The following is a 12541-nucleotide window of genomic DNA, read 5'->3' as shown; positions in this document are numbered from 1 at the left end:
AGGGATCCGTCATCGCCCGTTGAAACGGTGGCCGCCGGTATATGAATCCCGGTCGGGTCGCCGAACTGCTATACATTATCCGCGAACCGGATCGGGGATCAGTTACTTTTCGGCCGCGGATTCACTCCCGAACAGCGGGATCGCTCTCGACGTCCCGGGTCTCCCCGGCGTCGCGTGACTCCTCGACTGCAGTCGCCAACGAGACGTTGAGCCGCAGCATCGATCCGATACCACCGACGACGGTGACGGCGTTCTTTAATGCGTGGTCGACGACTGCCGCCGCGAGCGCCGTCGGCCACGCGATCGGCGTCAGCGCCACGACGATGAGGGTGAACGCGCCCTCGTAGAGGCCGATCCCGCCAGGTGAGAGCGGCAACACCTTCGCGAGGTTGCCGACGGCGACGGCGAAGAAACCAATGGCCACGAGCAGTTCGACCGGTATTGCGACCCCGAAGGCGGCGAAAACGATGATCGCCGTCAGAATGTCGATCCCCCAGATTAGGACGCTGGAGAAGCCAACGACGGCGAACGCCCGCCGATCTTTGGCGACCGTCTGTACATCGGAAACGAACCGCTCGGCGATAGCGGCGACGTACTCGACGTACGAGTCGTCGCTCATCCGGGACAGCGCCGCCCGAACCAGGTTTCGATCTGAGCGCGCGCTGACGGCGATGAGCGCCATCGTCATGAGTGCCGCTCCGCCGACGCCGCCCGCCACGAGCACAGCGGTTCGGCCGCTCTCGCCGACGCCGCCGCCGGCCTCGGCCGTCCGGAGTGCTGCCACGTCGACACCGCCGAGCGCCAACCCGACGAGCGTGACACCGGCCAGCGCTGCGATGGTCAACAGATCGAACACTCGCTCGATGGCTAACGAAGCGAAGCCGGAGGGGTACGGGATGTCGCGGCGGGCTTTCACGATGTAGGCCCGGATCGCATCGCCGCCCCGGGCGGGCACGACGAGGTTGCCAGTCTGGCTCACGAAGATCGCCCCCGTAAGAAAGCCGACGCGCTCGCGGTAGCCGAGTTCCGAGAGAATGTCGCGGTACCGAAGCCCCCGGAGCGGCCACGAGGCAATGTACACGGCGGCGGCGACGGCGAGAACGGCGGGGTCGGCCCCGCGGATCGCCGCGAGCACCTCGGTCGGATCGAGATACAGCGTCATCAACGCGACCGCGAGGGCGATCAGTACCGTCCCGGCGGCGGTCGTCGTCCGGCGATCGATGCGAGGCCGAACCGACAGTTGCCACCACAGCCGGCCGACCTGGCTTCCCATCCCGAGCACGTCCCGGACCAGATCGACCGTCGTATCACCCTTTGGCTCCCAGCCAACGGGAAACTCCTTAACGGCGTAGCCGGCCCGCTGGGCGCGGACCAGTACCTCCGTATCCCAGAACCAGTGGTCGTCTTCGACCCCTTCGAGCAAGTCGAAGAGCGCGTCCCGATCGAAGGCCTTGAAGCCGCACTGATGATCGTACAGCGAGGACCGAAGCACCGTCCGGACCAGAGCGTTGTACCCCTTCGAGGCGAACCCACGTTCGGGCTCGCGCTCCTGTTTTTCTCCCGGGATCCGCCGGGAGCCGGTCGCGAGGTCGTACCCCTCCGAGCGGATCGACTCGACGAGTGCCTCGAGATACGCCATGTCGGTCGCCAGATCCGTATCGAAATAAACGAGAACGTCCCCATCGCTGGCCCGGAAGGCTCGTTCTAAGGCGCCCCCTCGTCCGAGCCGTTCGTCGCTGTGGAAGTGTCTGACGCGGTCGTCCTCGCGCACCATCCGGGTCGCGATCTGGGGCGTACGGTCCGTACAGCCGTCCTCCGCGACCAACACCTCGAAACTTCCTGCCGGGAGAAACGCACCAAGCGTCTCGAGGGTCACGTTGACTGTCCCCTCGATCGTTTCCGCCTCGTTGTAGGCGGGCAACACGACGCTCACCTCCCGGTCAGTCATCGATCATGTGTCGTGAACCGTCCGGCATCAACCTTCTGATCCCCGATACCCGACCTCCTCGGTCGCGACGGCGGTATTGACGCTATCCCGGCGGTCACGACCCGGGTGCCGACACCCCGGTCCCATTCGGGCACAACGGCTATACCCGGCGGCGACGAACCGCCGATGATGCTTGACGCCCTGCTAACGGCCGATCCGCGACTTCTCGATGCGGCCGCCGTCAGCCTCCTCGTCCCCGTGCTTGTCGCCCTCCTACGCCGCTGCGGCGGCCGACCAAGTACCGCCGCTCAGCGAAAGCGTGACCGCGCCCATCGCGAGGCGCAGAAACGACCGCCCGAGGAGGCCGCGACGAAGGGTGAGACGTACGAACTCGTCGTCGAGGAGACCCAATACGACCGCGTCCCGCCCGAGGTGCGGGGCACGATCAACGGGCTCCAAACGTTCGTCAGGGGGGTTCCCGACCCCGACAGCGCCGGTGCGCTCGACTCCGGTGAGACGATCTGGGTCCGGGTCACGGACTACGGGAGAAAGGGAACGACGGCGCAGGCGGACTTTTTTGAGCGAGTCTGAGCGGGTCTCGGTTTCTCCGCTTTACTCTCCTGTCTTATTATCGTCCGCCCCGTCGCGATCATGAATTCGGCGCGGCCCAACGACCGGACACACTTTTGTTCGTCGCCGCCGCGGGTGGGGTATGTCGCTTCCGTTCGATTCGTTCACGCTCGCTGCCCCGACGGCCGACCTCGGGGTGGAACCGGCCGCCCGCGCCGACGCCGACTGCGTCGAGTTCCGTATGGACCTGGCCGACGCGCCGCTCGCCGCGCTCGAATCTTACGGCGGCGACCTCCCAATCCTCGCAACGAACCGCGCCGCGTGGGAGGGCGGTGAGGCCGCCGAGGCCGGCCGTCTCGACGCGCTCGCCGCCGCCGTCGACCACGACGCCGTCGCCGCAGTCGACATCGAGCTCGCCGCGCTTGAGGCGGACGCCCCGGGTGACGCCGACCGGGCCGACGACCTCCTCGGGGCGGCGAGGGCGGCGGGCGTCTCCGTTGTCGTCTCGACGCACGACTTCGAGGCGACGCCGTCCGAAGCCGACCTCTTAGATCGGCTTCACCGGGCGAGCGACTACGGCGACGTCGGAAAGATCGCGGTGACTGCACACGACGCGGGCGACGCGCTCTCAGTGCTTTCGGTCACGCATGAACTGACACGGGCTGGCGTCGATGTGGCAACGATGGCGATGGGAGCGGCCGGCAGCCACACCCGCGCTGTCGCGCCCATTTATGGGTCGAAGATCGGCTACGCGCCCGTGGCCCCCGACGAGGCGACCGCCCCGGGTCAGTACGACCTCGAAACGCTCCGCGGGCTGGTCGACCGGCTCTCTGAGTAAGAGCCGCTGTGGTGCCTCGTACCTACTTTTCGATGATTGATTCCTCGACGGCCTCGCCGAAGTGCCGGGCGACCGCCTCGTAGTAGACGAGCAGTTCGTCGCCGGCAGCCAGGTCGGTAACCGACTTGCGGCCCGACGCCGTGGCGACTTTGATCGTCTCGGCGTTCTGCAACAGCGTCTCGATCCGGTCGCCGTTCTCGAGTTCGGCCTCCACCCGAAACATCGGGCGCTTCTCGATCTTCGCGCGGCCGACGATGGCCTCGCGGGTGTTCCCCTCCGTGTCGACGATTTGGACCTCGTCACCGGATTTCAACTCCGCGAGGTACTTTGTCTCGCCGCCGGGTGTCCGCACGTAAGCGTGGACTGCGCCGGCGTTGACCCGGAAGGGCCGCGAGGCGACGTACGGCGAGTCAGCGGTCTCGGCGTGGACAAAAAATAGCCCACGGCTCATCGATCCGACTAACATTCCCTCGTTGTGGTCGAGCATCGACGCCGTGTCGACGCAGACCCGGTCGGCCGATCCCGTCTCCTCGATGTCAGTCACCGTCGCGTGCTGGAGTTCGAGGTGCTCGCGCTCGCTCTCGTCTCTGACCTCTACGGTAGCGCGTATCTCGTCTGGGTCGTCGGTGTCGAGCAACACGGCATCGGCGCCGATCTCAAGCGTCTCGAAGGCTGTCTTGGCCTCCTCGGCGCTCCGGACGCCGGCGATGAGGTCAGTCTCCTCGCCGATCCGGGCGATGAGGTTCTCCAGGGGAATGATCTGCCAGTCCTCGCCGATGACGAGGGTGTAATCGGCCTCCGTGGCGGCGGCCTCCGCGAACGTCTCGTAGTCGGCGTTCAGAATCCGGACGTACGCACCGCCGGGACCGTCGGTTCGTCGAAGCGTCGTCAGGTCGGCCGATCCGGAGAGATCCGAGGGAAGATCGACCGTGCCGTCGCCCTCGCCGCCTTTGCCGACGACGACGGCGTCGGGTTCAGGGACGTCGTCGCTCTCGGCGTCCATCACGTGCACGTCGTCGCCGGCGAACGCGGCGACGTTCACCCGACCAAGATCGCGGACCCGGCCCACGTCGCGTCGATCGACGAGCACCCAATCGACGCCAGCCTCGAAGCCGGCGGTGATACGACGCTTTCGCGCCTCCCAGTCGCCGACCTCGTCGTCGGCCTTCAGCCACACGGAGCGTGTCATACCTCCCGGGTGGCGGGGGCGGCTATTGAACGTGGCGGGACGCCCGTGGTCGAACCGAAAAACGGCTTCCAATGGTATGTCATACCGCTAACAGCGCCACGCCCGACGTGCAGATACACCGATGATCGATCTCGACCTCGATATGCGGCAATACGACCGCCCGTTGATCGACACCACCGACGAGGTCGACGTGCGCTTCTCGGAACTCGACGACGAGAACGATGTCGCTGTCGAGAGTCGGACTGATTTTCCCGTCGCGGAACTCTTCGACGTGATCGAGAATGCGGGCGCGGCTCACAGCTTCTTGAACAGTTGCCGGAAGCTGACCGAGACGGAGCGAGAAACCCTCGTCACCGCCGCCGAGGCCAAGTACTTCGAAACCTCATGGGAGATGTCGCTCGACGACCTCGCCGACGAGTCCGGGGTCTCAAGGACCGCCGCCTCGATGAATCTCCGCCGGGCCGAGCGGAAACTGGTAGATTCGACGGTCGACTCGTTGTCGTCGATCGACGGGCTCGAGTGATCAGGTACGGGGGTCGCGACGATTAGATCCGTGTTCACATATGTCTGTGCGTGTCTCACAGCTGAGTCCGTAGCGTGTCAGATAGTGCGAAACGGCCACACACCACGTTCATTTATTCCCCACCGCCCCAAGTACATGACATGGCTTGGCACGTCAACGTGCCGACCGAGGCCCACGAGCACGCCCGGTCGGACTTCGAGTGGGACCTCCCGGAGGACTACAACGCCGCCCACGACCTCATCGGCAAACACGATGACCTCGACCGGGTCGCCCTGCAGCAGGCGTACCCGGACGGTCGCCGCGACACGTACACGTTCGCCGATCTTGACCGGCGTTCGGACCGGCTCGCGAACGCCCTCTCGGGTCTCGGCGTCGGCCGCGGCGACCGCGTCGGCGTCGTGTTGCCGCAAGTGCCGGCGAACCCGCTGACGCATCTGGCTTGCTGGAAACTCGGCGCGGTTTCGATGCCGCTGTCGGTGTTGTTCGGGACCGATGGCCTCGGCTATCGCCTAGACGACAGCGGGGCGTCGGTCGCGGTCGTCGACGGCGACACCTACGATACCGTCGCCGCGGTCCGTGACGACTGCCCCGATCTCAAGACGGTCCTTGAGGTCGACTGGCGGGAAGACGGACACAGCGAGGGAGCGACGCCGTTCGGGGCGCTCGTCGATGACGCCGGTACTGACTTCGACCCCGCGGATACCACCCCCGATACACCCGGGATTGTGATGTACACCAGCGGTTCGACGGGGAAGCCGAAAGGCGTCCGCCACAGCCAGTCGGTGTGGGTCGGCCACTGTCCGGCCTTCCGTATGTACTTCGAGTTGGACGTCTCCGAGGCCGTCTGTTGGACGCCCGCCGACTGGGCGTGGATCGGCGCGCTGGGCGATCTCCTCTTTCCAGCCTGGCACTACGGCCGGCCCGTTGTCGGCTACCCGATGGCGGGATTCGACCCCGAGACGGCGTTCGAACTCCTCGCGGAGTTCGACATCACGTCGGCGTTTCTCCCGCCGACGGCGATCCGGATGCTAATGAGTGTCGACCCGAGTCGATACGATCTCTCCTTGGAAGCGATCTGCTCCGGCGGCGAACCGCTCACCTCGGAGATTCTCGAGTGGGCCGAGGCGGACCTCGGTGGTGTTCCGGTCAACGAACTCTACGGGCAGACGGAGGCGAACCTACTGGTCTGCAACTGTCGGGAGTGGTTCCCGGCGATCGCCGGCAGCATGGGGAAGCCAGTCCCCGGTCACGACGTCGCCGTCGTCGACCCCGACACCGGCGCGGAACGCCCTGTCGGCGAAATCGGCGAAATCGCGGTCGAGCGCGGGAACGATCCCGTGATCTTCGAGGGGTATTGGAACCGCCCCGACCGGACCGAGGCCGCGACGGTGGACGGATGGCACCTCACCGGCGACCTCGGCTACGCCGACGCTGACGGCCACATTTGGTTCAAATCGCGCGACGATGACCTCATCATCACGAGTGGCTACCGGGTTGGCCCCAGCGAGGTCGAGGACGCAATCCTCGAGCACCCCGACGTAGAGCAGGTCGGCGTGGTTGGCGTCCCCGATGACACCCGCGGGGAGATAATCAAGGCCTTCTGCCAGCCGGTCGGGGGCGTCGCGGGCGACGACGACCTCCGGGAGTCCGTCCGATCGCTCGTCAGGGAGACACTCGCGAAACACGAGTATCCCCGCGAGATCGAGTTCGTCGAGGAGCTACCCACGACGACGACGGGGAAGATACGCCGGGCGGAGTTGCGTGAGGCAAGCGCTGACGGGTGAGGCGAACAACGGCCACGCGGTCGACCGAGACGGCCACCGACAGACGGGGGACAGCCTGCGAGCGACCTGCTCGCCCCCGACGAAAGAACTATTCCCCAACCGCCGCGTTCTGCGGGTGTGTCCCTCCGTTGTCCCTCCACGATCAGGCGCACCTTCCTCGGCGGGTGCGCGGCCGGTATCGCTTGTCTGGCTGGCTGTAGCGATCCCACCCCGTCGCTTCCGTCCCCTCCGTCCGACACGACAGGGTGGCCTCACCGGTTCTGCGACCTCGGCAACACCAACGCGGTGCCCGACGGTCCCGACTCGCTCGAGGAGCAGTGGCGAATCCGCGTCGCGGGGCGGCTCTCCCGTCCGCTCGTCACCGACGGGACGGTACTCGTGGCGGCGACCGGCGGTCCAGGGCCGTTTCGGTCCCGCATCCTCGCGTACGACGCCGCCACCGGCGACCGACGCTGGACGTTCGAGCCCTCCGGCGTCCGCCGGTGTCGCCTCGCATCGGCCGATGGCGACCGGACGTACGTAGTCGCCGAGCGGGTCGAGGACGGCGACGGGCAGCGGCTCTACGCCGCCGACCGTGGTTCCGTCGCGTGGACGTTCGAGGCCGGCCGGATCACGTCCGTCGTCGGCGCAGGGCCGACGGTGCTCGCCTGCGTCCGCCACGGCTCCGTCGTCGCACTCGACGCGGCCGACGGCGGGACCCTCGCCCGCCTCCACCCGACGGGGTGGCCCGGCGGGCGTTGGCTCTCTCAGTTGACGCCGACCGCCCGTCCGGCCGTCCACGACGGGACGGCCTTTGCTGCCTTCGCGCGCGACGACGGCGAGGAAAGCTACACCGACGACCACGTCGTCGCCTTCGACGACGGCGGCGTCGCCTGGCGGACACGGATCGAGGGCGTGCGCTTTCCCGACTCGATGGCGGCCGTCGACGGGACGGTGTACGTCTCGACGACCGATCGACGCGACGCCAGCACCGACCGACCGAACGGGAGCCTCCTCGCACTCGATGCGTCGACCGGGGAGTGCAAGTGGACGTACTCTGCGGAGCGCGGACTGACCTCGCCCGTCGCCGCGCGCGCCGATACGGTCGTCGTCGCGGGGGGACGCGTCGCCGCCCTCGATCCCGACTCGGGCGACCCGCGCTGGGAGCGAAACGGCCTCTTCGGCCCGCCGATCGTCGCCGGCGACCGGGCCTACGGCCGCCAAACCGACGGCGACTTCGTCGACACGGTCGTCGCGGTCGATCTTGAGACGGGCGACACAGTCGATACTCACAGTTTCGAGTACCAACTCAATCGGGCACCGGTGTTCGCCGACGGACGAGCCGTCGTCCGAACGCTCGAGTACGAGGACACCGACGGTGGCACCGAGCACGTCGCCGACCGGCTCCACGCGCTCCGGTGAGCGAACTCGGACGAGCCGACGGCTACGGTGTCGTGAGTGCGAAAACGAAAATCACCGCCCGGAGTCACGATCGCCGTGAACTCGGGGCGTCGATCGCGTCAGTTATTGCGTTAGTTCGCGGTGGCCGATCAGTCGCGGTGACCGATCAGTTGCGAACGACGTTCGACGCGCGGGGGCCCTTGGGGGCGTCCTCGATGTCGAAGTCGATGTCCTGTCCTTCCTCGAGATCCGGGCCGTCGACGTCTTCCATGTGGAAGAACACGTCTTCGTCGGAGTCGTCAGTCGAGATGAAACCGTAGCCGCCTGTGTCGTTGAAGAAATCAACCGTACCGTTTGCCATTACAAACAAATGTACAGTGGTGGTGCGTATAAGAGTTCCGAGAGCAGGGCTACCACGACCCGCTGGGGCTGACGCTTTGTCTCCGGGAGACTGCCGAAGAACTAGAGCGCATTCGTTGGCCGTCGATTTCTGCCCGCGATAGAAAGAATCCCGCTTACGCGTCGAGTTCGGCGCGTTCGAGTGCCTCGGCCGCCCCAAGATCCTCGTGAACAACCAGTGCAACGGCGTGTGCTATCCGCTCTGGGTTATCATGTTGGAAGATCGTCCGGCCCATCGAGACGCCGGCCCCACCGGCGTCCATCGCCCCTCGGACATCGCGCAGCGACTCGAGGTCGCCGTCTGGCGACCCGCCGGCGATGAGCACCGGACAGCGCGTCGACTCGCAGACGTGCTCGAAGCTCTCCCTATCGCCGCTGTAGCCCGTCTTGATCAGGTCCGCGCCCAGCTCCTCGCCTAGCCGGACCGCGTGGCCCAGCGCCTCGGGGTCGTCGCCCTCGGTGTCGGGGCCGCGGGCGTACGTCATCGCAAGCACGGGCAGGCCGTACTCGGCGGCCTCGTCGGTCAGCGCTCCGAGTTGCTTGATCTGCTCGCGCTCGTATTTCGAGCCGACGTTGATGTGAAAGGAGACGGCGTCGGCACCGGCCCGCAACGCGGCCTCGACCGAGCCAGTTCGCCGCTTGTCGTTCTCGTCGGGCCCGATCGCGGTCGAACCGTTGAGGTGAGCGATGTAGCCCGCGCCGTTTTTATTCCCGTGGACGCGGTCGGCGATGCCTTTCTGGGTCAACACCGCGTCCGCGCCGCCGCGCGTGACGGCGTCGATCGTCGATTCGATGTCTTTGAGCCCTTTGACCGCCCCGAGCGTGATTCCGTGGTCCATCGGCACGACGACGTACCGACCCTCTGTCCCGATCCGCTGTAGCCGTGCGGTGATCCCTGCTGTCATGGTGTCTGTGAGTGTGCGAGGTTGCCTCAAGTTCGTTCCGGTCGCGGACGGCGTTGCCCGCCGTCGACCGCGCCGGCTTTCAACTCGCGAGCGAGCGACTCTAACTCCGCCGCGACGTCCGCCGTCGGCGCGTCGCGCTCGTGGCCTTCGGCGACGATATCGACCAATGCGGAGCCGACGATAACGCCGTCAGCGCCCGCTTCGACGACCGATGCGGCGTGTTCGCCCGTCGCGATGCCGAAGCCGACTGCCTTCGGGACGTCATACTCCTCGAGCCGGGCGACCGTCGTCTCAGTGTGATCCGATAGCGACTCGCGAGCGCCCGTGACGCCGAGGCGCGCCTGGACATACACGTAGCCGGAGACCTGCCCCATGATCCGGTCGAGGCGGTCGCCCGCCGTCGTCGGCGCGACGATGAAGATCAAATCAAGCCCGAACTCGTCGCAGGTGTCGCGGAGCAAATCGGCCTCCTCGGCGGGTAAATCAGGCACGACGAACCCCTCGATGCCGACCCCGGCGGCCCGTTCGACGAACGATCGGACCGGCTCGTCGCCGTACTGATAGATGAGGTTGTAGTACGTCATACACACGAGCGGGACGTCGACGTCAAGCGCCTCGACGAAGTCGAAGAATCGCTCAGGCGTCATTCCGCCCGACAGTGACCTGACGACCGCCTGCTGGATCGTCGGCCCCTCCGCGATCGGTTCGGAGAACGGCAGCCCCAGTTCGATCACGTCCGCGCCACCGCGGGCGAGCGCCTCAACGTACTCTAGCGAGGACTCGAAATCCGGGTCGCCCGCCGCGAGGTACGGCACGAACGCCGGCTCCTCGAAGGCGTCCTCGAGTGATGAGGCTCCCCGACGGTCGTCCCGGCTCGCTTCGCTCGCCGTTTGGCCGTTTCGAGCATCTCGCTCCGCTCGATTCTCGTGACTCACTGATCAAACACCTCCATCTCCGGCGCGTTCTCGAGGTCGCGTTTCTCGGTCTCCTCGATCGCGGCCTGGAGGTCCTTGTCGCCGCGCCCGGAGACGTTGACCACGACCGGTTCGTCGAAGGCAACGGAACCGTCGCCGTCCGGCCCGAGCGTCGTCTCGAGGAAGCCGAACGCGTGCGCCGTCTCGAGTGCGGGGATGATCCCTTCGTCCTGCGAGAGCCGGTGGAACGCCTCCAAGGCGTCGTCGTCGTCGACGGTGACCGGCGTCACCCGTTCCTCGTCGACGAGGTGTGAGAGTTGCGGACCGACGCCGGCGTAGTCGAGTCCCGAAGAGACGCTGTGGGACTCCATTATCTGACCGTGACCGTCTTGGAGCAGTTTCGTCCGCGCACCGTGGAGCACCCCCTCATCGCCGGTCGAAAGCGACGCCGAGTGTGGCGCGACGCCGGCCTCCTCGTCGACGGTCAGAGAGGAGCCGCCGGCCTCGACGGCGTACAGGTCCACATCATCGTCGTCGAGGAACTCGGCGAAGGCACCCATCGTGTTTGACCCGCCGCCCGCGCAGGCGACGATCGATCCCGGCAGGCAATCGAGCTTCGACGCCGTCTGGGACCTGATCTCCTCGGAGATGACGGAGTGGAAATCCCGGACCATCGCCGGGAACGGCGCGGGGCCGACGATCGACCCGATGACGTAGTGGGTCGTCTCGACGGTCGTCGCCCAATCGCGCATCGTCTCGCTGATCGCCTCTTTGAGGGTCCCGCGACCGATATCGACGGGGTTGACCGCCGCGCCGTTGAGCCGCATCCGGAACACGTTGGGACGCTGGCGGTTGATGTCACGACGACCCATGTAGATCTCGCAGGGCATATCGAGGTGGGCCGCGGCCATCGCCGTCGCGGTGCCGTGTTGGCCCGCGCCGGTTTCGGCGATGATCCGCTCTTTGCCCATGTACTTCGCGAGCAGTACCTGCCCGAGGGCGTTGTTGAGCTTGTGAGCCCCGCCGTGGAGCAGGTCCTCGCGCTTGAGATACACTTCCGTGTCGTAGCGCGCCGAGAGCTGTTCGGCGCGCTGTAGCGGCGTCGGCCGCCCGCCGAAGTCCTTGATCCGCTCGCGGAACTCGTCCATGAAGCCGTCCTCGTTGTTCAGGACGTAGCGCCGGTACGCGTCTGTCAGTTCTTCGATGGCGGGCATCAACGCCTCGGGGACGTACTGGCCGCCGTAGTCGCCGAATTTGGTGTCAGGTTGGGACATATAGGGTCACTCCGTGTGGCCGCTCGTGAGCCGCTCCGTGTTCGCTCGCACGTCGCCGTCCATGATTGCCGAGCCGATGAGCACGGCGTCCGCGCCGGCCGCGCGCATCCGTGCGATGTCGTCACGTGACTGTACGCCGCTTTCGGCTATCAGGGTGACGTTTTCGCGGGCCGTTGCCGGGACCGAGTCGACGACGCGCTCGAACGTCCCGATGTCGACGTCGAGTTTCGCCAGATCGCGGTTGTTGACCCCGACGATATCCGCCCCCGCCTCGACCGCCGCCTCGAACTCCGCCGGCGTGTGTGTCTCGACGAGCACCTGAAAGCCGCGCCCGCGGGCGGCCTCAAGAAGTCCTCCGAGGTCGTCGACAAACCGGGCGATGAGCAACACGAGGTCCGCCTCTACGACGTCGAGTTGGGCCTCCCGCAGAACGAAGTCCTTCCGGAGTACGGGCACATCGACGGCCGCCCGGACCGCCTCGAGCGTCCCCGGCGAGCCGCCGAAGTGCTCGGGTTCGGTCAGCACCGACAACGCCACCGCCCCCCCGTCCACCATCGCCTCGGCGAGTTCGACCGGATCTGCCGTGTGTTCGCCCTCGGTAGTCGGGCTGGTCGGCTTTACCTCGGCGATGACCGGTGCACGTCCGTCGGCTTCGGCCGCCTCCAGCGCTGTCGGCAGCGATCTGGGCGTCACGTCGAGCGGTTCGTCGCCGCCGCCCTGCTCCTCGGCGGCCTCGAGGATCGACCGGACCGCCGGGGCCAACTCCTCTCTGGTGTTCATTACTGTACATTAACGGACGTATATGTACAAAAGACTTCCGTCTCAGCCCCACGGTGCC

The 12541-nt window shown here is 66.7% G+C and carries 12 protein-coding genes; 5 read left to right on the top strand and 7 right to left on the bottom strand.

Annotated features, from left to right (window positions below; all coding sequences use genetic code 11):
- Positions 1–121 precede the first annotated feature (121 nt).
- Positions 122–1948 carry a flippase-like domain-containing protein gene (locus tag ACI944_RS00380; RefSeq protein WP_411717078.1) on the bottom strand — a complete coding sequence of 609 codons (1827 nt, stop codon included), beginning with the start codon at positions 1946–1948 and terminating at the stop codon, positions 122–124.
- Positions 1949–2113: 165 nt separating this feature from the next.
- Here ACI944_RS00380 and ACI944_RS00375 point away from each other — a divergent pair, with 165 nt between their 5' ends.
- Both ACI944_RS00375 and ACI944_RS00370 read left to right on the top strand, forming a co-directional pair.
- Complete coding sequence (locus tag ACI944_RS00375; RefSeq protein WP_411717077.1) at positions 2114–2518, top strand: hypothetical protein; 405 nt, start codon at positions 2114–2116, stop codon at positions 2516–2518.
- A 121-nt stretch (positions 2519–2639) separates the two neighbouring features.
- Positions 2640–3335, top strand: a complete 696-nt coding sequence (locus tag ACI944_RS00370; RefSeq protein ID WP_411717076.1) for a type I 3-dehydroquinate dehydratase — start codon at positions 2640–2642, stop codon at positions 3333–3335.
- A gap of 22 nt (positions 3336–3357) precedes the next feature.
- On the opposite strand, the gene ACI944_RS00365 is transcribed toward ACI944_RS00370, so the two are convergent.
- The gene (locus ACI944_RS00365) at positions 3358–4524 is read right to left on the bottom strand and encodes a 3-dehydroquinate synthase II (protein ID WP_411717075.1); all 1167 of its coding nucleotides are present in this window, start codon (positions 4522–4524) and stop codon (positions 3358–3360) included.
- Between the two features lie 121 nt (positions 4525–4645).
- Here ACI944_RS00365 and ACI944_RS00360 point away from each other — a divergent pair, with 121 nt between their 5' ends.
- The 3 genes from ACI944_RS00360 (at position 4646) to ACI944_RS00350 (ending at position 8232) form a co-directional block, all read left to right on the top strand.
- Complete coding sequence (locus ACI944_RS00360; RefSeq protein ID WP_411717074.1) at positions 4646–5047, top strand: helix-turn-helix domain-containing protein; 402 nt, start codon at positions 4646–4648, stop codon at positions 5045–5047.
- A 140-nt stretch (positions 5048–5187) separates the two neighbouring features.
- Entirely contained in the window at positions 5188–6831 is a 1644-nt protein-coding gene (locus ACI944_RS00355) for an acyl-CoA synthetase (RefSeq protein ID WP_411717073.1), read from the top strand.
- A gap of 117 nt (positions 6832–6948) precedes the next feature.
- The gene (locus ACI944_RS00350; RefSeq protein WP_411717072.1) at positions 6949–8232 is read left to right on the top strand and encodes a PQQ-binding-like beta-propeller repeat protein; all 1284 of its coding nucleotides are present in this window, start codon (positions 6949–6951) and stop codon (positions 8230–8232) included.
- 145 nt (positions 8233–8377) lie between these two features.
- On the opposite strand, the gene ACI944_RS00345 is transcribed toward ACI944_RS00350, so the two are convergent.
- From ACI944_RS00345 to trpC, 5 genes are all read right to left on the bottom strand, one after another.
- Positions 8378–8572 (bottom strand): cold-shock protein, encoded by a 195-nt coding sequence (locus ACI944_RS00345; RefSeq protein ID WP_015408257.1) that lies wholly within the window; start codon positions 8570–8572, stop codon positions 8378–8380.
- Positions 8573–8726: 154 nt separating this feature from the next.
- Positions 8727–9515 (bottom strand): 2-amino-3,7-dideoxy-D-threo-hept-6-ulosonate synthase, encoded by a 789-nt coding sequence (locus ACI944_RS00340; protein ID WP_411717071.1) that lies wholly within the window; start codon positions 9513–9515, stop codon positions 8727–8729.
- Between the two features lie 26 nt (positions 9516–9541).
- Positions 9542–10450, bottom strand: coding sequence for a tryptophan synthase subunit alpha (gene trpA / locus ACI944_RS00335; protein WP_411717070.1), 909 nt, complete (start codon positions 10448–10450; stop codon positions 9542–9544).
- Positions 10447–11703 (bottom strand): tryptophan synthase subunit beta, encoded by a 1257-nt coding sequence (trpB, locus tag ACI944_RS00330; protein WP_411717069.1) that lies wholly within the window; start codon positions 11701–11703, stop codon positions 10447–10449. Before trpB ends, trpA begins: the two co-directional genes overlap by 4 nt.
- Before the next feature lie 6 nt (positions 11704–11709).
- Positions 11710–12483: an indole-3-glycerol phosphate synthase gene (gene trpC / locus ACI944_RS00325; RefSeq protein WP_411717068.1), complete on the bottom strand. Its 774-nt coding sequence runs from the start codon at positions 12481–12483 to the stop codon at positions 11710–11712.
- Positions 12484–12541: the final 58 nt, after the last annotated feature.

Source organism: Natronomonas sp., assembly GCF_046710025.1.
In the GTDB taxonomy this organism is placed as follows: domain Archaea; phylum Halobacteriota; class Halobacteria; order Halobacteriales; family Haloarculaceae; genus Natronomonas.
The sequence above is the reverse complement of the archived record's forward strand: the minus strand, read 5'-3'. Positions and strand labels throughout refer to the sequence as shown.